This is a genomic window from Acinetobacter sp. YH12072, assembly GCF_013419565.1.
In the GTDB taxonomy this organism is placed as follows: Bacteria; Pseudomonadota; Gammaproteobacteria; order Pseudomonadales; family Moraxellaceae; genus Acinetobacter.
The window spans coordinates 1-19,386 of the sequence record NZ_VOZV01000001.1 but is presented as its reverse complement, the minus strand read 5'-3'; the positions used below and the strand labels follow the sequence as shown (position 1 = coordinate 19,386).

General features: G+C 41.0%; 22 protein-coding genes. 9 read left to right on the top strand and 13 right to left on the bottom strand.

Translation table 11 applies throughout. From position 1 onward, the window contains the following. Window positions 1–21: 21 nt before the first annotated feature. Both apbC and FTU19_RS00100 read right to left on the bottom strand, forming a co-directional pair. On the bottom strand, window positions 22–1,281 hold the full coding sequence (gene apbC / locus FTU19_RS00105; protein WP_180129793.1) for an iron-sulfur cluster carrier protein ApbC: 1,260 nt from the start codon (window positions 1,279–1,281) through the stop codon (window positions 22–24). A 289-nt stretch (window positions 1,282–1,570) separates the two neighbouring features. Further along, window positions 1,571–2,374 (bottom strand): hypothetical protein, encoded by an 804-nt coding sequence (locus tag FTU19_RS00100; protein ID WP_180129791.1) that lies wholly within the window; start codon window positions 2,372–2,374, stop codon window positions 1,571–1,573. A 314-nt stretch (window positions 2,375–2,688) separates the two neighbouring features. Between FTU19_RS00100 and metG the strand changes: the two genes are divergently transcribed. Both metG and FTU19_RS00090 read left to right on the top strand, forming a co-directional pair. Beyond that, window positions 2,689–4,749: a methionine--tRNA ligase gene (metG, locus tag FTU19_RS00095; protein ID WP_166139312.1), complete on the top strand. Its 2,061-nt coding sequence runs from the start codon at window positions 2,689–2,691 to the stop codon at window positions 4,747–4,749. A 197-nt stretch (window positions 4,750–4,946) separates the two neighbouring features. Beyond that, window positions 4,947–5,303, top strand: coding sequence for a hypothetical protein (locus FTU19_RS00090; protein ID WP_034581100.1), 357 nt, complete (start codon window positions 4,947–4,949; stop codon window positions 5,301–5,303). A gap of 65 nt (window positions 5,304–5,368) precedes the next feature. On the opposite strand, the gene FTU19_RS16460 is transcribed toward FTU19_RS00090, so the two are convergent. Continuing rightward, window positions 5,369–5,485, bottom strand: coding sequence for a hypothetical protein (locus FTU19_RS16460; protein WP_373683639.1), 117 nt, complete (start codon window positions 5,483–5,485; stop codon window positions 5,369–5,371). A 266-nt stretch (window positions 5,486–5,751) separates the two neighbouring features. On the opposite strand from FTU19_RS16460, the gene FTU19_RS00085 reads away from it, so the two are divergent. Next, a complete protein-coding gene (locus FTU19_RS00085; protein ID WP_180129789.1) occupies window positions 5,752–6,732 on the top strand; it encodes an MBL fold metallo-hydrolase in 981 nt (326 codons plus the stop codon). Window positions 6,733–7,182: 450 nt separating this feature from the next. Then, window positions 7,183–8,370 (top strand): ammonium transporter, encoded by a 1,188-nt coding sequence (locus tag FTU19_RS00080; RefSeq protein WP_180129787.1) that lies wholly within the window; start codon window positions 7,183–7,185, stop codon window positions 8,368–8,370. A gap of 64 nt (window positions 8,371–8,434) precedes the next feature. On the opposite strand, the gene FTU19_RS00075 is transcribed toward FTU19_RS00080, so the two are convergent. Further along, window positions 8,435–9,058: a LysE family translocator gene (locus FTU19_RS00075; RefSeq protein ID WP_004785033.1), complete on the bottom strand. Its 624-nt coding sequence runs from the start codon at window positions 9,056–9,058 to the stop codon at window positions 8,435–8,437. 102 nt (window positions 9,059–9,160) lie between these two features. Further along, window positions 9,161–9,346, bottom strand: coding sequence for an NF038215 family lipoprotein (locus FTU19_RS00070; protein ID WP_034702009.1), 186 nt, complete (start codon window positions 9,344–9,346; stop codon window positions 9,161–9,163). Window positions 9,347–9,524: 178 nt separating this feature from the next. Here FTU19_RS00070 and FTU19_RS00065 point away from each other — a divergent pair, with 178 nt between their 5' ends. Next, a complete protein-coding gene (locus FTU19_RS00065) occupies window positions 9,525–10,385 on the top strand; it encodes a 1-aminocyclopropane-1-carboxylate deaminase/D-cysteine desulfhydrase (RefSeq protein ID WP_004785037.1) in 861 nt (286 codons plus the stop codon). A 24-nt stretch (window positions 10,386–10,409) separates the two neighbouring features. On the opposite strand, the gene FTU19_RS00060 is transcribed toward FTU19_RS00065, so the two are convergent. Further along, window positions 10,410–10,733 (bottom strand): hypothetical protein, encoded by a 324-nt coding sequence (locus FTU19_RS00060; RefSeq protein ID WP_004785040.1) that lies wholly within the window; start codon window positions 10,731–10,733, stop codon window positions 10,410–10,412. A gap of 188 nt (window positions 10,734–10,921) precedes the next feature. Here FTU19_RS00060 and FTU19_RS00055 point away from each other — a divergent pair, with 188 nt between their 5' ends. Further along, entirely contained in the window at window positions 10,922–12,121 is a 1,200-nt protein-coding gene (locus FTU19_RS00055) for an NAD(P)/FAD-dependent oxidoreductase (protein WP_180129785.1), read from the top strand. Between the two features lie 34 nt (window positions 12,122–12,155). Here the strand turns inward: FTU19_RS00055 and FTU19_RS00050 are convergent, their stop codons facing one another. The 4 genes from FTU19_RS00050 to FTU19_RS00035 form a co-directional block, all read right to left on the bottom strand. Then, window positions 12,156–12,308 (bottom strand): hypothetical protein, encoded by a 153-nt coding sequence (locus FTU19_RS00050; protein WP_180013608.1) that lies wholly within the window; start codon window positions 12,306–12,308, stop codon window positions 12,156–12,158. A 129-nt stretch (window positions 12,309–12,437) separates the two neighbouring features. Then, window positions 12,438–12,605, bottom strand: a complete 168-nt coding sequence (locus FTU19_RS00045) for a hypothetical protein (protein WP_179992650.1) — start codon at window positions 12,603–12,605, stop codon at window positions 12,438–12,440. Between the two features lie 67 nt (window positions 12,606–12,672). After that, window positions 12,673–14,508, bottom strand: coding sequence for a mechanosensitive ion channel (locus FTU19_RS00040; protein ID WP_180129783.1), 1,836 nt, complete (start codon window positions 14,506–14,508; stop codon window positions 12,673–12,675). Window positions 14,509–14,706: 198 nt separating this feature from the next. Next, the gene (locus tag FTU19_RS00035) at window positions 14,707–15,060 is read right to left on the bottom strand and encodes a hypothetical protein (protein ID WP_034702043.1); all 354 of its coding nucleotides are present in this window, start codon (window positions 15,058–15,060) and stop codon (window positions 14,707–14,709) included. Between the two features lie 407 nt (window positions 15,061–15,467). Between FTU19_RS00035 and FTU19_RS00030 the strand changes: the two genes are divergently transcribed. Then, a complete protein-coding gene (locus tag FTU19_RS00030) occupies window positions 15,468–15,890 on the top strand; it encodes a hypothetical protein (protein ID WP_005237048.1) in 423 nt (140 codons plus the stop codon). 249 nt (window positions 15,891–16,139) lie between these two features. On the opposite strand, the gene FTU19_RS00025 is transcribed toward FTU19_RS00030, so the two are convergent. Next, complete coding sequence (locus FTU19_RS00025; RefSeq protein WP_159124399.1) at window positions 16,140–16,901, bottom strand: ferredoxin--NADP reductase; 762 nt, start codon at window positions 16,899–16,901, stop codon at window positions 16,140–16,142. Between the two features lie 85 nt (window positions 16,902–16,986). On the opposite strand from FTU19_RS00025, the gene gigC reads away from it, so the two are divergent. After that, window positions 16,987–17,865, top strand: a complete 879-nt coding sequence (gigC, locus tag FTU19_RS00020; protein WP_159124400.1) for a LysR family transcriptional regulator GigC — start codon at window positions 16,987–16,989, stop codon at window positions 17,863–17,865. A gap of 46 nt (window positions 17,866–17,911) precedes the next feature. Here gigC and FTU19_RS00015 read toward each other — a convergent pair whose 3' ends face one another. Both FTU19_RS00015 and FTU19_RS00010 read right to left on the bottom strand, forming a co-directional pair. Then, window positions 17,912–18,496, bottom strand: coding sequence for a cold shock domain-containing protein (locus FTU19_RS00015; protein WP_180129781.1), 585 nt, complete (start codon window positions 18,494–18,496; stop codon window positions 17,912–17,914). A gap of 134 nt (window positions 18,497–18,630) precedes the next feature. Continuing rightward, window positions 18,631–18,993: a hypothetical protein gene (locus FTU19_RS00010; RefSeq protein WP_180129778.1), complete on the bottom strand. Its 363-nt coding sequence runs from the start codon at window positions 18,991–18,993 to the stop codon at window positions 18,631–18,633. A gap of 275 nt (window positions 18,994–19,268) precedes the next feature. Here FTU19_RS00010 and FTU19_RS00005 point away from each other — a divergent pair. Next, on the top strand, window positions 19,269–19,386 hold a 118-nt coding region (locus FTU19_RS00005), incomplete at its 3' end, for a DUF4372 domain-containing protein (RefSeq protein WP_180003964.1).

The following is a 19,386-nucleotide window of genomic DNA, read 5'->3' as shown; positions in this document are numbered from 1 at the left end:
CTTTTTTTTTATTATAGAATCTTAGAAAATACGAGTTTTATCTTTTTCTGCTTTTGGCAATTTTGCTGCAATTTTCTGAGCAATGGCCATATAACTTTCAGCAGCATCATCTCCAGCAATCACTGAAGGCTTACCGGCATCGGCATTTTCACGAATCACTGCATTCAAAGGCAAGCGGCCGAGCAATGGAATATTGTATTGCTCTGACAGTTTATCACCGCCGCCTGTACCAAAGATCTGTTCTTCGTGACCGCAGTTTGAACAGATATGGGTCGACATATTTTCGACTACACCCATCACTGGAATCTGCACACGATTGAACAGTTCAATACCTTTAGTTGCATCCAGCAATGCCACATTTTGCGGTGTGGTGACGATCACAGCACCTGTGACTGGAATACGCTGAGCAAGCGTTAACTGGATATCACCTGTACCTGGCGGCATGTCAATCATCAATACATCCAGATCTGGCCATAGGGTTTGATTGAATAGCTGCATCAAGGCACCTGTTGCTTTCGGACCGCGCCAAGCAACCGGCGTATTATTATCACCTGTTAAGTGACCAATCGACAGCACTGCCATACCATAGGCATCGAGTGGGACAAACTGCTCGGCTTCGATCATCGGGGTTTTGCCGGCATTGCCGAGCATCGTCGGAATACTTGGACCATAAATATCCGCATCCAGTACACCCACTTTCAAACCTAATTTTTGCAAAGCCAAAGCCAGATTCACAGTTGTGGTTGATTTACCTACACCGCCCTTACCTGAAGAGACCAGAATGACATTCTGAATGTGTGGATGCTTCGGCACATCACGTTGCTGTGGAGCAGCTTTCTGGATCGGCGGATTATTTGGGTCAGCTTCTGCTTGAGCTGCATGACCTGAAGCATCAACCACAGGTGGCAGATTCGATTTTGAAGCAGCAGTTTGCGGCTGGCTGGAACAGCTCTCGCCTTCTGCATGATGATGTCCACAACCGCCTTCTTTTTTATGACCCGTCTTTTGCTGAATCACATGCAGGTTTAGTTCTTTAATACCGCATTTCTCTAGCGCATCCGCCAGTTCATCATGAATCTGCTGTAACTGCTCTTTTTCTTCCGGATAGGTATTAATGGTGATCTGTAGTATCTCACCTTGCACATTGACCTGAGTAATCCGGTCTTTCAGCGCATTGCTAGAATTTGGCAAGATATAGTTTTGCAGTACGTTCTGCACAGCTTCTTCGTTCACCTCCTTGGAAGGCGAAAAAACCGATTTAAGCGAAGAAAGCCAGGACATAGGTTACTCCAAAAATATAGATAGACATCTGAATAGCTTAGTTTAACGAGGTTTTAGTCTCAGGTTAAGCAATCTGTATTCAGAAGCCTGAAAGACAAATATAATTTCCAACTATTTTACTTGGTTTTAAAGAGTTACAGGGAAGAAAATTTATAAAGTCAGCATTACATCTTATTTATTGTTTTATATTATTGATATTTTAAAATTTTAAATAAAATTAACTAGATAGTATCCATTAAAAAGCCACTTCATTCAAAAATTAAATGAAGTGGCTTTCAACATGAAATGATTATTTATGATTTTTATCTTGATCGGTCTTGTTTTGCCCAGATTGATCAGCCTTATCCTGATCCTTTTTAGCATCATTTTTATTATTGGTCTGATCTGAATTTTGGTCCTTATCCTTAGCCTCTTTAGATGAAGAATCCTGATCCTGCTTTTTTGAATCACTTGACTGAGATTGATCATCGCCTTTCATTTTAGTCATGGTTTCAGCCGCCATCTGTTTCAACTCATTTAGTTTCGTAGCAGCTTCATTCACCAACTCACTAATTTTGACCTTAGTATCTTCAAACTTATGTAGCGCTTCATCTTTTAAATTTGCCATACGATCCTGGTCAGCCTGATTTGCCGATTTATCTCCAGAACTTTGATCCTGTGCCTTTTTCGAATCATCTGAACCTTGCTCGCCATTTTTCTGGCTGTCTGATTTGCCATTTTTCAGCTCATTCAGAATCTTTTCGCCTTTTTGCAACAGCTCTTCACCGATCGCGATGGCTTTCGCTTTTAAGTCATCCATTTTGGTACTTTCAGCTTTTTTATCTGATTGATCACCATGATTAGATTGGTCATTTTTAGACGCATCTTTTTGCTCTGATTGCTGATTACCTGATGCTTTAGAGTCTTGCTGATGATCAGAATTTTCATCAGCACCATTTTTTTGGGCTTCTAGGACTTCTTCATGCTTCTGCTTATGCTGTTTATCAATCTTGTTCTGCTTCTGCTCTTGTTCAATCTTGTCATGCAGTTCTCGTGCATGTTGTTCTTTATCTTGATTCTGTTTTGAAGTACTTGTCTGGTTATTCTGAGTCATGAGTACCCTCCTAAGGCGTCATAATAAAAATGATCAGCCAAATTTTTAGCACAAAGCATGCAATGACGTGGGTGAATTAAGCAAACTGCAACAAAGCCTGTACATGTTGTTGCTATTGATTGCAGGAAGTAGCATCAACTTATCTCAATCGAATTTTTAAGGGTCAATTACCTGTCTATAGCCTGTTTTTGTATTCTGAATATTCGGCCTGATTTATTCCTTGTGCTTCTGTAAAAGCATTTCTTTGTAATCCCTTCTGCATCATGTAAAATTATGGCCCATTGCATAATGAATACGAATGAGAGAGTGAATCCGTGCGTAAAATCCTAGTCACCAATGCCCTTCCTTACGCCAATGGCCCGATTCATATGGGTCACTTACTCGGCTATATCCAGGCTGATATATGGGTACGTGCGATGCGCGCGATGGGTCATGACGTGACGTATGTCTGTGCGGATGATGCTCATGGTACAGCGATCATGCTGCGTGCTGAGGCAAATGGCATTTCACCTGAAGCACAGATTGCCAATGTGCAAAAAGAACATATTCGTGACTTTGACGGTTTCGGTGTGCATTTCGATCATTATGACTCTACCCACAGTGATACTAACCGCGCCCGTGCTTCAGAAATCTATATCAAAAACCGTGAAGCCGGTAATATTGCAGTTCGCCCTGTAACCCAGTTATTTGACCCTGAAAAAGGCATGTTCCTGTCAGACCGTTTCATTAAGGGTACATGCCCAAAATGTAAGGCGGAAGATCAATACGGCGATTCATGTGAAGTTTGCGGTACAACTTACAACGCGACTGAATTATTAAATCCAAAATCGACTTTAAGCGGCGCGACTCCTGTTGAGAAATCTTCGGATCATTACTTCTTTAAACTGCCAAATTTTGGTGAATACCTGCAAAAATGGACCCGTGACGAAGGCCGTCTACCCGTATCTATCGCCAACAAACTGGATGAATGGTTTGACAATGGCTTGAACGACTGGGACATCTCACGTGATGCACCGTATTTCGGCTTTGAAATTCCTGATGCGCCAAACAAATATTTCTATGTGTGGGTGGATGCGCCAATCGGCTATATGTCGAGCTTCGAGAATTACATCAAAACTAAACGTCCTGATTTAAGCTTCGATGATTTCTGGAAAAAAGATTCTAAAAATGAAGTCTATCACTTCATTGGTAAAGACATCGTTTACTTCCATGCCCTGTTCTGGCCTGCAATGCTGGAAGGTGCAGACTACCGTACACCAACCGGTTTATTCGTGAATGGCTTCCTGACTGTAAATGGTCAAAAGATGTCTAAATCTCGCGGTACCTTCATTAAAGCTGAAACTTATTTACAGCATTTGAACCCTGAATACCTGCGTTATTACTTTGCTTCTAAACTTTCTGACAAGGTTGAAGATTCTGACCTGAATCTGGATGACTTCGTTCAGAAAGTGAATTCGGACCTAGTGGGTAAAGTAGTGAATATCGCCAGCCGTTGTGCAAAATTCATCAATACCAAGTTTGACAACAAGCTAAGTGCAACTTGTGCCGAGCCTGAACTGGTTCAAAGCTTTATTGATGCTGGCGATTCAATTGCCAAAGCTTATGAAACCCGTGAATTCTCGGCAGCGATCCGTGAAATCATGGCACTTGCAGATAAAGCCAACCAATACATTGATGAGAAAAAACCTTGGGCTTTAGCGAAAATTGAAGGCGAAGAACAACAGGTTCACGATGTGTGTTCTGTCGGTATTAACCTATTCCGTCAATTGGCTGTGTATTTAGCTCCAGTGTTACCAACATTGGCTGCTCAGGTTCAGGCCTTCCTAAAACTAGCTTCTTTCGACTTTGCTTCACGTACAGAAATCTTAACAGGTCATGAAATTGCATTGTTCCAGCCATTGATGCAACGTGTTGATCCGAAAGCTGTGGCTGCGATGGTCGATGCATCTAAAGATTCTTTAGCTGCACCTGCTGCTGAACCAGCAAAAGCTGAGAAGAAAAAAGAGAAAGCCAAAGAGAAGAAAGCTGAGCCTAAAGTCGGTGAAGCTGAAATCATCACCATTGATGACTTCATCAAAGTTGACCTGCGTGTAGCGGAAGTTCTGGATGCTGCAACGGTTGAAGGTTCTGACAAGCTTTTACAACTCACGTTAAATGTCGGTGAAGCTGAACCACGTAATGTCTTCAGCGGTATCCGTGAGTTTTATAAACCGGAAGACCTGAAAGGTAAACTGGTGGTGATGGTTGCGAACCTTGCTCCACGTAAAATGCGTTTTGGTATTTCAAACGGTATGGTACTTGCGGCTGGTAATGGCGAAGGCGTTTGGGTGATTTCACCTGAATCTGGTGCTAAACCGGGTGATAAAGTTTCTTAAGATTTAGGTCTTAGATAGAAGAAAAGCCTCTACTGATGTAGGGGCTTTTTACTTAGTCTAATAAAATAATACTCAGCCAATAAAAGTTCTTCATCTTTAATTTTTTTTACCATTTATACAATATATTTTCTTGTTTTTAAAAAATATATCTATAGAATTTAAACGCTTTTTTATTTTTAGAATTATTCGGGGTAAACATGAAAAAATTACTAGTTTCAGCTTTAGCAGCATCAACAATTGTATTCACAGGATGTTCAGTTCGTATGGCTGATATGACTGTAGCTTCAACGAAAAACTTCAACCTAAACTCAACTCAGTTCGTTAAAGGCGAACGCGTTAAAGGCGAAGATAAAGTTCCAGTAATTTTATTCCCTTTAGGTATTCCTAATTTCAAAACAGCAGTAGATCGTGCAATTGAAAAAGATCGTTGTGCAGTAGCACTTTCTGATGTAGTCATCACTCAACTAAATCAAGCATTTCTTGTAGGCCAAATTGGCTATCGCGTAGAAGGCACTCAAATTATTGACCGTTCTCAGCCTGAATGCAGTAAATAATTGCTTATTAAAAAAGCCTCTATCTTTAGAGGCTTTTTTACGTCGATCTATAAATCGGATAGCACTTATTTATCGAGAAAAAATTCCCAGATGACATAGCCAATGCCGAAGCCTAGCAATGAATATAAGGTAATAATGAAAAATACAAATGCTGCATTATTTTTCTTTTTCCAAAAACTCATAGCGATACCCAAGGCTGTTTGCAATACCCCATGTTAACGGGCTTTTTTATAAAAGTGAAATTTATCTAAGTATTTTATTTATAAAAATATTTTTAGATAAAAAATCTTTTATTTCCTTACAAAATCAATATACAGATTTGAACTGAATGCCTAGTACAGATATTCAATTTCTCCTCTCTTTTTTAAAAAGGTAAATATTTTTATATTCTATTTTCATGCTTTACATGCTAATACATAGCATAAACTTCACAACCATAAGAATTGCCATGAATATTTTAAAGACATCCTTTCTCACCTCTCTACTTTCATTTTCTGTTTTAGGTGTAAGTGTGAGTCAGGCTGCTGAACCTGCAACGATTGCTTCACAAAAACAAGTCGCCGGCTACTACCATCACCAAATTGGTAATACCCAGATCACCGCCCTGCTCGATGGTACAAACTACTTAAATCCATCGATGTTTAAAGGCTTAAGTGATGCAGAAAAAACTGAGATTTTAAAGAAATATCATGCCGATCAAGCTAAAGGTATACAGACCTCAGTCAATGCCTTCCTGATTAATACCGGCAATCAACTGCTCATGGTGGATAGCGGAGCTGCAAGTTGCTTTGGTGCACACTTAGGGTCAATTTATAATAACCTCAAGGCATCAGGTTATCAGCCTACACAAGTAAGTGGCATTTTCCTGACTCATCTACACCCTGACCATGTCTGTGGTATTTCAAATAACGGCGCAGTAAATTATCCAAATGCCACCTTACATATTTCTAAAACCGAATATGACTACTGGCTAAGTCCAAATACCGTTAAAAAACTACCGAAAGACCAGCAGGAAGGTTTCTTAGGCACTGTAGAGAAAATTAAAGCAGCCCTTGCACCCTATGAAAAAGCTAAAAAAGTGAAGGTCTTTTCTGATAAATCTTTAGCTTTTGGTGGGGTCGAGTTTAAGCCATCCTTTGGTCATACCCCAGGGCATTATAGCTTTAAACTCAAAGCCGATGGCCAAGAAGTGGTTTTTGTGGGTGACATCGTACATTCACATACTTTGCAATTCGACAAACCTGAAACGGCCATAGAATTCGATATCGATCCTAAAACTGCAGTAGAAACTCGTTTAAAGCATTTTGCTGAATACGCTAAGCAAGGTCAGACCATTGCAGCGCCACATTTACCATTTCCGGGGATCGGTCATATTTACTCGAAAGATGGAAAAAGCTATCAGTGGATTCCCGTACATTTTAAAGATTAATTGAATACTTCAGAGATTTTAGCTCCGGATGAAACCCTAATTCGTTAGGGTTTTATTTGTTGGAGATATAGCTAATCAATAGTCTATATAACTTCTAAAATTTAAAATCATGATGTGCTTTTGCAATTCAAAATCATCTTTCACTTAATTTTTTTAAATTTTTTCTTAAAAATCCTTTCACTTTTCATGTGCACCTTTAGCACACATTTTTAACACACCATTTCCCGTGATAAAGCTAAATATCTAAAAAACAAAATATAAATTTAAATTTTATCTTTCCTTATGATGTCTTAGTTTGGTGCATAAAATTCTATTGTGCTTTATATCGAGTCTTGTCAGTTTCAAGAAATTCTTTATCAAAATTTCCCTTGTTAGTAACTCTTTTCGAATCAGTTTGCCTCTATATACTGGATTTCTTTTGTGATTCTATGCACTAAATTGGAACGCACAATGCAAAATATAGACTTATTATTTCTCCTTCTCGGTGCAGTTCTAGTGCTTGCCATGCATGCAGGATTTGCGTTTTTAGAACTAGGGACAGTTCGCCATAAGAATCAGGTCAATGCCTTAAGTAAAATTCTCACTGACTTTTCCCTATCTGCCATCGCTTACTTTTTAGTGGGCTATTATATTGCCTATGGTCAGCATTTTTTCCACGATGCCTCTACTTTAGCAGCCGATCATGGTTATAACCTGATGCGCTGTTTCTTCCTACTGACCTTTGCCGCTGCTATTCCTGCGATTATCTCGGGAGGAATTGCAGAACGTGCCAAAATGCGTTCGCAGGCTTTAGCGACTTTATTTCTGGTGGCTCTGATTTATCCATTTTTTGAAGGAATGATCTGGAATGGCAACTTTGGTTTCCAGGACTGGCTGGCAAATACCTTCGGTGCCAGCTTCCATGATTTCGCCGGCTCTGTGGTCGTGCATGGCATGGGGGGCTGGATTGCTCTGGCAGCGGTCGTTTTACTGGGTGCACGCAATGGTCGATATAAAAATGATGGCCGGATTACTGCACATCCACCTTCATCCATCCCTTTCCTTGCTCTAGGCTCATGGATTTTGATTGTTGGCTGGTTTGGCTTTAATGTGATGAGTGCACAGCGCCTGGACGCCATTTCCGGACTGGTTGCAATTAACTCTTTAATGGCGATGGTCGGTGGAACTATTGCGGCAAAAGTAGCGGGTAAAGATGATCCTGGCTTCTTGCACAACGGCCCATTAGCCGGACTGGTTGCCATCTGTGCAGGTTCTGATGTGGTACATCCACTGGGTGCATTATTTATCGGAATCAGCGCAGGCGTGATTTTTGTAAAACTATTCACCTATACCCAAAATAAACTCAAAGTCGATGATGTATTAGGGGTCTGGCCTTTGCATGGCGTATGTGGTGCTTTCGGTGGAATTGCTGTCGGTGTATTCGGTCAGCAATGGCTCGGAGGCATGGGTGGTGTTTCGATTATTTCACAATTATTCGGTACAGTTCTGGCGATTGTAGTGGCTCTGGCAGGTGGATTTATGGTTTATGGTCTGCTGAAAGTGTTGATCGGTATTCGTCTGAGTCAGGAAGAAGAATTTACCGGTGCGGATTTATCTATTCACCGGATTTCCGCTAATTCTGAAGAAAATATTTTTTAAGCACCAAATTAAAAAAGCCCCGAATCATTGGGGCTTTTTTTTATAGTCTGCGATAATTAGAAAATTACTTCATCCCAAAGATCAGCTTTAAGCCAAGCACGGTCATGACCGCCCCTGCTGCACGGTCAAAACCGGCTTTAAATTTCAAATATACTCGACGTGGTTTTTCGGCAGAAAGTGCAACGGCCACCAGCGAGCACCAGCCTGCATCAATAAAGAAACATAAAACCGGCAATACAAAGTAAAAGTAAGTTGGAATTTCTTTAGGTAAAAGCGCAGTAAAAATACTGGCCAATACAATGGCAATTTTAGGATTCGAGAGCTGGGTAATCAAACCTGTCATATAGGCGCGACGCAAGGACATCTGAGTTTGACTGTCATCGCCTGCATCGATCGGTTCTTTGGCATGCTTGATAATTTTAAAAGCCAACCAGAGCAGATATAAACCACCACAAATTTTAAGCGCCAGATAGGCAGATGGCACAGCCAGCAAAAATGCCTGCAAACCTAAAACTGCAAGCAGACCAAAAATCGCCGCCCCTGTTCCGGTACCTAAAGCTGTAAATAGGCCATGCTTACGTGAGATCGCAATTGAATTTTTCGCTACATAAATAGAAGTCGGTCCTGGGCTCATTGCACCTAACATGAGGGCAAAGGCAATTGAACCTAAAATCCAAAATGATTCCACGTGACCATCCAAACTTAAAATGAATGGCTTATTTTAAGTAAAAATAATTTATTTTGCTTTAATATTTCTACACAAATGATGCAATATTTGTGCGAAATCCGGCTATTTCTTCAATTGGTCTTGAGCGGTGAGGGATGAATCAAGCATCTTATAATCATGGTCATGCACCGGCACTCCGCCAATAATCATGCTTCGTGTATCAGTTTTAGGCTTATTCAAAGGATCATCGCAGCCAGATAAGCCTACTAAGAGCAATACACTTAAAATCGTACAGGATAGTATTTTCATTATTCTATCCTCCTCTAAGTTCCCTATAAGATTCAGATTAGCAAATTTGTTTAAATTTTCAGCATATGAATTGTGACAATCTACAAAATTTTATTCTTAGTTTAAGGAGCTCATGATTCTGCCATCCTGCTGATTCTATTTCGCTATAATTTGCTCATTCTTAACTTATGAAAATACCATGTTTGAAAAAATCGCCCAGCATATTCCAGACCAGCGCATCTGGCTGAAAGACAGGTTTGTAACCATACGCCGTCTGGATCTGGTGCATCCGCAAATATCAGGCAACAAGTTTTTTAAACTGAAATACAACTTTCTGGAAGCACAGCAACTTGGCTTTAAAAAGCTGCTAACTTTTGGTGGCGCTTATTCCAATCATATTGCCGCAACGGCGTTTGCAGCACGGCAGTTTGGCTTTGAGAGTGTCGGCATTATTCGGGGTGAAGAACTGGCTCATCAGCCTTTAAACCCCACTTTAGCGTTGGCACAACAATTCGGAATGCAACTGCATTTTGTGAGTCGTGAAGAATATCGACGTAAACAGGACGCTAATTATCTAACAGCGTTAGCACAAAATTTTCCTGCACATTACATCATTCCTGAAGGCGGTACTAATACATTAGCGATTCGGGGATGTCAGGAGATTCTAAAGGACGGCGATGCACAATTTGACGTGATCTGCTGTGCTGTAGGCACTGGTGGCACAATTACAGGTTTGATTGAAGCCAGCCAGCCTCATCAACAGGTATTAGGATTTTCTGCCTTAAAAGGCAACTTCCTGAATGAGGAGGTGGCTAAGCTGACCAAGAAAAGAAACTGGTCCATTCTCGATGATTATTGTTGCAGTGGTTATGCCAAAACCACTCCTGAACTGATCCAGTTTATACAGCACTTTGAAGCTGAATATGATATTCCCTTAGAGCAAATTTATACTGGAAAAATGCTGTTGGGAATTTCAAATCTGATTGAAAAAGGCTGCTTTCCACCAGAAACAAAACTGCTGATCCTGCATACTGGTGGACTACAAGGTCGAAATATTTAAATCGCTTAAAGTTCTGATCGAAACTTAAATGCCTATCGGATTATTTTCATTGAGTGCAATTAGCCCTTTGACCAGCCGATAGACATGCCAGACAAAGACAAGAAAAATAATCACAAAACCGATTAGAATCACGGTGAGCAGCCCACCTAGAATATAACCCAGCAAGCTGAACCAGAAGGTTTTAATCTGCCAGTCCACATGACTTTCCAGCCAGGTGCCTCGCATTTCATCACGTTTGATATAATTCATGATAATGGCGATTAATGGGGTTATTCCCAGGAAAAAACCCAGTAGATGAAGAATATAGCTGATCAGATTATATTGTTTGTATGCTGCCGTATCCGTCATAAATTATTCCTTTCATTGTGATTATTTTTTAGGCATGACAAAACTATGCATGAATCCGCCAGCTGCTTCAAATTATTTATGATAAATATTCGCTAACACGTTGTAATTCGGGCAGCCCCTTTCAAGAATAGCCAAAGCTGAAATAAAATTGTCTATAATGCTCCCCTTTCTTCTCCCTTGAGTGTGTCATGTCTGTTCAGCAATACGATGTTTTGGTCATAGGTGCAGGTGCATCAGGTTTAATGACGGCCTATATGGCAGCACAACGTGGTCGTAAAGTCGTAGTCGTTGAAAAAGCCAATAAGGTGGGTAAGAAAATCCTGATGTCCGGTGGTGGCAAATGTAATTTCACCAACCTCTATGTCGAACCTGAAAATTTCATCTCGCATAATCCGCATTTCGTGATTTCAGCACTGACCCGCTATACCAACTGGGATTTTATTAGCATGGTCTGCGAATATGGCATCGAATATGAAGAACGTAAACATGGACAGTTATTCACCTTAAATGGTGCTAAAGAAATTCTGGCGATGTTGCTGTCCGAATGTGACAAAACCGGTCTGGTCGAGATCAAAACCAACTGCGAAGTGAAAGCTATCAACACTGTAGACGATCAAGGATTTCAAGTAGCCACTTCTTTAGGATATTTTGAAGTAGAATCGGTTGTGGTTGCTTCAGGTGGCCTGTCTATTCCAACCTTAGGTGGTTCAGGCATCGGCTATGAGATTGCCAAACAGTTTGGACATCATGTCTATCCAACCCGTGCCGGTCTGGTGCCCTTTACTTTCTCGGATAGTTTCAAGGAAATCACCACCCGTCTAAGCGGTAATGCAGTCGAAGCCACTCTGTCTAATGATCTAAACAGTTTTACTGAAGCTTTACTGTTTACCCATCGTGGCCTAAGTGGCCCTAGCTCCCTACAGCTGTCAAATTACTGGGATGTTGGCCAAAGCTTTAAGGTCGATTTCTTACCAAGTGTCGACCTGTTTGATTTCTTTAAATCTAAAAAACAGAGTCAGCCTAAAGTTCTGCTACGCACTCTATTGACCGAATATTTACCGAAAAGTGTAGTACTAGAATTACAGAATCTGATCTGGACTGAAGTAGCTGAAACACCCATTGGCAATATTAGTGATGACAAGCTGGAACAGATTGCCAAACGTTTAAGTGGCTTTGAACTGAAGCCTTCTGGAACTGAAGGTTACCGGACAGCTGAAGTGACTTTGGGCGGCGTAGATACAACCGAAGTTTCATCTAAAACAATGGAAAGCAAAAAGCAGAAAGGCTTGTATTTTGTGGGCGAAATACTGGATGTGACTGGTCATTTGGGAGGTTTTAACTTCCAATGGGCATGGTCATCAGCACATGCCGCATCGGAATATGTTTAATACAAAGATGATTTGGGAAGAGAAAATACTTCGCTTATTCCAGATAATCCGTTTTAAACAGGTTGAGATTGGCCGTATTTTCTAAACGGTCAATCGTCAATTGCATTTTCTGAGCCGCCTCCTGCAGATGTAAGGGTACTTGATCTGCCATAGGCGCCATGAATTTATGCTGCAATGTTTTCCACATCTTATTGATCTCCTTTTTCTTTATATTTTTAATGCAAGAAAAATACCAAAATCATTTTAGTATTCACTTGAATATTCTATATTTTTTAAAAAAGAAATTCTATGTGTAGTGACTGAGCAGTGTTCTAGCTTAGTTAAATTCGTCTGGATCAGGTATTTTCTTATCCAGCTCTTTTTCAGCCTGCTCATCCTGTTTGCTTTTCACAAAGACAAATCGATAAGCAGCTGTAAAAAAGCCAATGGTAATGCCTGCAATTACTAAGGGTGCTAACAGATTATTCGGTTTCTTGGCATTCATTCAGATTTCCTCAGGATTAAAAAAATCGACCACTCAAGCGTGGCCGATTTTGTTTAAATAGAACAGGTTAATTCGGGTCATCTTTTTTTGGATGACTATCCACATCCGGTTCTTCTTCACCTGTAGAACCAAATGGATTATTCGCTGGTGGATGAGTTGGATCAACTTGAAGCGAATCCGGTACAGCCTGATCGACATCAGGTGTCACCTGATCTACACCTGAAGCTTCATCATCCTGCGGTGCAGTGGTCAAGGTCGCTGGCGTACTATTGGATAAATTGGTACGCATTGGCGTATTGTCATCTTGTGATTGATCTTGCTTCGGCACAATATTTTCTCCTGTAGTTGAACTGCCTGCACCTGTAGTACCACTGACATCAGCACCTAAGCCTGAAGTCATGATATTAGTTTCATTTTTCAAAGGATTCGGCTCTTTAGCTTCTCGTTTAGCTTTATCGATCAAATCAGTCAGTACACGTTCTGCTGGTTGACGGCCACCGAGACCAAAGGCCAAGGCAAATGCCACAGCAACAGCACCCAGAGTTAAACCGAAGGCCAGATTCACGATCGAGTCAGCAATGCCCATGGCACGTAGACCCATCGCAATGACCAGACCCATGATCAGTACACGAACTAGGTTCGCTAACCAGCGTGAACTGTTGTATTCACCACGTTGCACAATATTGGCAACTACATTGGCCAGCCAGAAGCCAATCACCAGGATCACAGCACCTAGCAGGATGTTTGCACCGAAGTAGATGAACATCGCGATCAGGCCACTCACCTGTTCAAAGCCTAAACGGTCCGCAGCTTCGGAAACTGCAAATAGCATGGTGAACAGTACAATCAGATAACCCACCAGACTTGATAGTTTGGTTTTGCCCAAGAAGCGTTGTAGATCCAGTTTGGCTGGAACTTCATCTACGCCTGTTCCGGCAACGACTTCAGTTACCAGACGTGCTACCAGTCTAGACACCACATAAGCCAGAATCAGAATCAGTGCAGCAGCAATGATATTTGGAATGGCATTCATGATCTCATACAGCATTGCAGTTGCTGGTTGAGAAATTGCTTCGATACCTAGTGCTTCAAATGCAATGATTAATGACGTAATAATTACAACTGCGAAGATGAATGAACCAATCAGTTGAGCGACATTCGAGTTTTTGAAAATGCCGACTTTTTCAGCTTGATGTTGAATATTCAGGCTGTTGAGCAAACCTTCAACTATACCGCGAACGATTTTTGCCAGAATGTATCCGACAAATACAATAACTGCAGCAATGAAGATATTAGGCAGATAACTTACAACATCAGTCAGCATGTTCTGCACTGGCAGTAATAAACCATGTAGACCTAGAATCGACAAGACGATTGGCAAGAACAGCAGTAAAATCAGCCAGTAAACAATTTCACTGATATTTTGGCTAATTGGGCTGACACCGACTTCGGCACTCAGCTTTTCATCCAGCTGGGTGCGATCAAGCATTTTTTGCAAGCCGACTTTGACCAGATTTGCCACAATCCACCCAACAAAGGCCACAGCAACAGCCGCCAGCAATTGTGGAATAAAGAGCAGGAACTGCTGGATCATATTACTGAACGGTCCGCTCACTGCTGTCAGATTCAACACGTTAAGCGCACCGATGACCGCAATAATCAGAATAATCCAGAACACAACACGAGCGATAATACTCTCGACATTAGAGCGATGTCCTGTCGCTGCATTTAAGTGTGTATTGGTCCCTAGTTTTTGCAAGATTTTTTTAACACCTGCCGAGACGAGTAATGCAATAATCCAACCTAGGACTAATATGGCAATTGCACTAAGAATTGGATGAAACTGATCCCAGTAGTACATGGCATCATAGCCACCACGTGGGCCTCTCATATAATCATTCATGTTTTCTGCCCTCTTTGTTATTACGCTATTTGTCTGAATTCACGAGCTTATTTTTGAAATCTTCAGCTCTTTCCGATTGCTTATAAAGCTTGAACTTCCTGTGCTTAGCTTGCCTGGAGATACAGAACTTTGAAAAACATCACCACCTATTGCAAAAAAGCCCTAGTCATGAACCAGAGCTTTTTTTAATAATTCCAATTATTGGGTGGCCTGTTGAGCATCAGTTGCAGTAGCTTCTGCTGTATCTTGTGACATTTCGCCTACAGTGGCTGTTGCTTCTGTCATCGCATCATCTGCAGTAGCCATTGCTTCATTGCTTTCACCGCCTGGAGTAGCCGCCGGACTACCATTATTGGCAGGGGCTTCAGTCGCTGGTACTGGTGTATTAGGCTGGGTCGCAGGCGCATCTGGCTTCACATCTGCAAACATATAGAACAGGACTGCCAGTAAAAAGATACCGACCAAAATCAGGATATAGACAGGAATGCGCTTCTTCTGCGTAATTGCTGCCTGATCATGCAAAGGTGGTTTTTTATTAAAATCATCAACCATGACCATTCTCACTCTTTCTTATTCATAAGTAGATTTTTATCATAACAAGCAGTTATCACAGCTTCTGTGACAAAAGATGGTGAGATAGTGAATGGATGTAAGTTATATGTATGAGTCTGATGAACTTGGTATTAGTTTCAAAAAAAGGCATTTTCTAGCCTGAACATACTATGGTCTTATGGTTAGAAACTCTCTTCCCAGACAGTTGATACTGCCGGTTTTTAGCTGATTTATCAGGAGTTGAATTGTCTATAAAACAAACAATATACCACTATGATTTTATTAAATTTTAAACACATTCTAAGTGGGCTAAAACATGCTGTAAAAATACCATTTTTCAATATACCTGCTACTTTGCGCAAAATACGTTATAATTATCCACCTTATTTTTCATGCACCCGAGTTTTATGGCGTATCGTCAACAGAGTGTATCGCTTGATCTTGACACTGACGTCACACATCAATGTGCTTTGCACTACACTCGTGATCAGCATCTGATTGGAATCATTGAATTTAGCAAACCAAGTTTTATGCTACGCTGGCAGGATCTGGAATATTTCCGCCGCCGTACTGAAGAGATGTCGGTAATGCCTTTTCCGGACTGCATTAATGCCATGGTCATTGATGTACGGAATGTTGCGGCCTGGCTAGATAATGACGTTCCAATTATTCCATGGCGCCTACTGGAAGAAGATTGTCCGGTACGTCTAGTTGTGCCTGCGGATCGAATCGAACATTATGCTGGTTTCTTTGAGCCGACCTGGTTAACGACCGATACAGATACTGCCATTCAGGAAATCCGTGACTTTATGGATATGTTTGTACATTAATTCCTGAATAGTAAAAAAACCTTCATGACGGAGGTTTTTTTGTGCCTAAAACTCCTCCCTTTATTAAAGGGAGGGTGGGAGGGATTAAATTCGGTTTATTTAATTCTTTGTTTTTAAATTCACTCCCCCCTCCTCCTTTAATAAAGAGAAAAGGTTTTATTCCCTCTCCTCTTGGGAGAGGGTTAGGGAGAGGTAAATTATTTAAGAACCCTCACCCCATCCCTCTCCCAACGAGAGGGTGATAAAGGATTACCAATAATTCTCTACCGCAATATTTCCTTCACCACGACGGTTCATAGTCAGGCCACGTGCTTTTAGCGCTTCTTTGGTATCTTCAACCATTTCCGGATTACCACAGAGCATCACGTGACTGGTTTCAGGATTAAGCTGAAGTCCTGCTGCCCGTTCAAGTTCCCCATTCTCAATCAAAATAGGTAAACGATGATGAAGCACTGCTTCAGGATCGCGGGTAATGATTGGAATAAATTTAAAACCTGTATGGCCTTCGCCAAAGCTCTCAGCAATTTCCTGAATACGGTCGACATAAGCCAGTTCGTCTTGCGTACGGACGCTATAAACCAGGTTAATATGTTTATATTTATTCCAGGTTTCAAAGTCTTGCAGCATGGATAAAAATGGTGCCAGACCTGTACCTGTGCCAAGCAGCCATAAATCTTGTGGTAATGGCAATTGATAACGCGCCAAAGTCAGATAGCCATAGGGAATTTTCTCTAAGTAGAGTTCATCGCCTACTTTAAGATGTTGTAAATTCGAAGTAAATTTCCCTTCCGGAACCACAATCGAAAAAAATTCCAGCGTTTCATCAAAAGGCGATGACACGACTGAATATGCCCGAACGACCAGTTCATCCCCCACTTTCAAGCCAATACGCGCAAACTGTCCTGCCGTAAACTTGAAATGCGCAGGTCTGGTCATGGTGAAACTAAACAGCGTATTGGTCCAACGGTGTACAGATAAAACCTTTTCTAAGCTAAATTTTTCAATAGACATGATTCAAACGTGGCATCAAAGACTATGCTCATGGTAGCATGACAGCATAATTTATTAATATTTTTTAAATGTTAAGGCTCTATTCATGCGCATGACTTTACGCCAGTTGGCTGTTTTTGTAGCAGTTGCTCAAGAAGGCACCGTCACCAAAGCCAGTGATGCAGTCAAACTCACCCAAAGTGCGGCGAGTATGGCTTTAGCAGATTTAGAAGATGGTCTTGGCGCGCCTTTATTCGACCGTCTTGGTAAGCGTTTACAGCTCAATGACTTAGGTCGTTTTCTTCTCCCGCAAGCTCTTGAAATCCTTGGCCGCTGTGAAGCTTTCGAGCAGGCAGCCAAAGGTGAACTGCAAAGCATTGACCTTCGTCTCGGTGCGACGCTGACCATTTCCGACTATCTGATGCCAGATCTGATGGCGGATTTCCTGAAAATCCAGCCACAGGCTCACTTGCAACTGCAGGTCGGCAATACCCGTCAAATGATCGAAGCCGTAAATCAGTTCCAGCTAGATTTGGCCCTGATTGAAGGTTCTTGCCATTTACCACAACTGCAATGTATTCATTGGCGCGATGATGAACTGGCAGTATGCTGTGCGCCGGATCATCCTCTAGCTCAGCTAAACCGTCCGCTCACTGCTGAAGATTTTAAATCGGTTGAATGGATTTTACGTGAAGAAGGTTCAGGAACTCGTGAAGTCTTTGATAATGCCATTTTAAAAGATGTACCTGATGCCAATATTCGTCTGACTCTAGGTCATAATGAAGCGATTCTGAAGATTGTGGCAGGTGGTTTAGGGATGTCCTGTATTTCCAAGCTGGCGATTGAACCTTTGCAGGAAAAAGGTCAACTGGTCATTCTGAATACTCCATTCTGGTCACTCACCCGTCCTTTATTTATGCTGGTACACCGCCAAAAATATCAAGGACCAGGTCTTAAAGCCTTTATGAAATTCTGTGAAGCATAAATTTCACTTTCAATAAAAAAAAGCGCCTTTTGGCGCTTTTTTTTATTTACCGATGTCCAAATTGGCTTTCACATGGGATCCCATCGCCATCACCATCCATTTTGGTATTTGGACAATTTCTTAAAAAGTATAAAGCTTCTTCATATGAACTCATTTGACTACAATGCTGTCGTCCATCACAGCTAAAATTCTGCTGTACTTGTGGTTCTTCAACTATACGTTGCACTTCTACTGGCTGTATTCTGCTGCTTTGCCAATCCTGATATTTGTTATAAACCGCATAGGCTAAGCCAATCATAATCAGAAGTCCAATGTAAGTGCTAAAGCTACTTTTCTTCTCTTGAGATTGTTTTCGTTGAGTAATACGAGGCTTATTTTCTAATGCTCGTGACTGAGGAGGCGTATGTCGAGGGGTTTCCGTTTTGAGATCCAAACGCACAATATTGTCTGCTTTAAACTTGCCTGCATCCTGTACTTTGAGAAACTTTAACCTTTCCCCAACTTTTGGTGGCACATTCTTATTTGGAAAGTCTTTAATATGGAAGAATAAATCTTTTGACTCACCCGCTATCTCAATAAAACCAAAACCTCGTTCTTCGTTATAGGTCTTGATCTTCCCCTCTAAAAACATAATTCACTCTATTGTTTGATATTTTTAACTATTGTATTCAAAAAGCGTTTTAAATTCTAAAAATAAAAAAGCACCGTAAGATGCTTTTTTTATTTGAAGGATGAGACAAATATCTTAATAAATGAGAACCTAACTTAAATTTCTCCAAAAATTATAAATCCAATCGCTGTTACCAGAATCAACCAGAGTGTGGGACTAAAGAAAATAGTATTGCGTGCCGAATTAACTATCGTAGTAGAAGCTAGAGATGGTAATGCGACCACTTCAGAGACGAACTCTTCCTGACGCTTGATATCCAAACGTACCATATTGTCCAGTTGAATCGTGTTTTGCTCTTCAATAATTCTAAATTTAAGTCGTTCTCCGACTTGAGGCGCGATTTCAGGTGAAGGTAGTTGGTCTAACTGAAAATTAAGCTCCTGCGCATTATTTGCCAATTCAATACTTCCAGTTCCACGTACAGCATCATAGGTTTTAATTCTTCCATCTGTAAACATGATATGTGTCCCTAGATCATTCAACAGATGCGTAGTTTATATGGAAGGGATTAAAGGATATTGTTGAACTTTGGTGGGTATTTTATTGTTTTCACAACACTCTATAAGGTTCTGATTACACAAGATTCCTACAACTTACATAAACTTATAACTCAAATAAAAAAGAGGCTCTAGAGCCCACTGCTGTCCCATAGTTTGCTTTAAATAAAAAAACCTGAGTCCTAACAGTTAAAATATGAGTGCAAACAAACACTTTAACGACCAGGATTCAGGTTTTGTCACATCAGAATACCGTATTTCATGAGCTAATTAAACCTGTTGTGCGACAGGATTTTGAACAACTTGCTAAAGTACACCATGTTGGACAGAAATTTAGAGCGGCTTCCCGGTGGG

Bases quoted from the DNA above. Each gene is read 5' to 3' on its own strand.
- FTU19_RS00085 (WP_180129789.1), top strand. From the start codon at position 5,752: ATGAATATTTTAAAGACATCCTTTCTCACCTCTCTACTTTCATTTTCT.
- FTU19_RS00040 (WP_180129783.1), bottom strand. From the start codon at position 14,508: ATGAATGATTATATGAGAGGCCCACGTGGTGGCTATGATGCCATGTAC.
- FTU19_RS00050 (WP_180013608.1), bottom strand. From the start codon at position 12,308: ATGTGGAAAACATTGCAGCATAAATTCATGGCGCCTATGGCAGATCAA.
- FTU19_RS00080 (WP_180129787.1), top strand. From the start codon at position 7,183: ATGCAAAATATAGACTTATTATTTCTCCTTCTCGGTGCAGTTCTAGTG.
- FTU19_RS00065 (WP_004785037.1), top strand. From the start codon at position 9,525: ATGTTTGAAAAAATCGCCCAGCATATTCCAGACCAGCGCATCTGGCTG.
- FTU19_RS00030 (WP_005237048.1), top strand. From the start codon at position 15,468: ATGGCGTATCGTCAACAGAGTGTATCGCTTGATCTTGACACTGACGTC.
- FTU19_RS00015 (WP_180129781.1), bottom strand. From the start codon at position 18,496: ATGTTTTTAGAGGGGAAGATCAAGACCTATAACGAAGAACGAGGTTTT.
- FTU19_RS00025 (WP_159124399.1), bottom strand. From the start codon at position 16,901: ATGTCTATTGAAAAATTTAGCTTAGAAAAGGTTTTATCTGTACACCGT.
- FTU19_RS00010 (WP_180129778.1), bottom strand. From the start codon at position 18,993: ATGTTTACAGATGGAAGAATTAAAACCTATGATGCTGTACGTGGAACT.
- FTU19_RS00070 (WP_034702009.1), bottom strand. From the start codon at position 9,346: ATGAAAATACTATCCTGTACGATTTTAAGTGTATTGCTCTTAGTAGGC.
- FTU19_RS00060 (WP_004785040.1), bottom strand. From the start codon at position 10,733: ATGACGGATACGGCAGCATACAAACAATATAATCTGATCAGCTATATT.
- gigC (WP_159124400.1), top strand. From the start codon at position 16,987: ATGCGCATGACTTTACGCCAGTTGGCTGTTTTTGTAGCAGTTGCTCAA.
- apbC (WP_180129793.1), bottom strand. From the start codon at position 1,281: ATGTCCTGGCTTTCTTCGCTTAAATCGGTTTTTTCGCCTTCCAAGGAG.
- FTU19_RS00055 (WP_180129785.1), top strand. From the start codon at position 10,922: ATGTCTGTTCAGCAATACGATGTTTTGGTCATAGGTGCAGGTGCATCA.
- FTU19_RS00090 (WP_034581100.1), top strand. From the start codon at position 4,947: ATGAAAAAATTACTAGTTTCAGCTTTAGCAGCATCAACAATTGTATTC.
- FTU19_RS16460 (WP_373683639.1), bottom strand. From the start codon at position 5,485: ATGAGTTTTTGGAAAAAGAAAAATAATGCAGCATTTGTATTTTTCATT.
- FTU19_RS00035 (WP_034702043.1), bottom strand. From the start codon at position 15,060: ATGGTTGATGATTTTAATAAAAAACCACCTTTGCATGATCAGGCAGCA.
- FTU19_RS00045 (WP_179992650.1), bottom strand. From the start codon at position 12,605: ATGAATGCCAAGAAACCGAATAATCTGTTAGCACCCTTAGTAATTGCA.
- FTU19_RS00100 (WP_180129791.1), bottom strand. From the start codon at position 2,374: ATGACTCAGAATAACCAGACAAGTACTTCAAAACAGAATCAAGATAAA.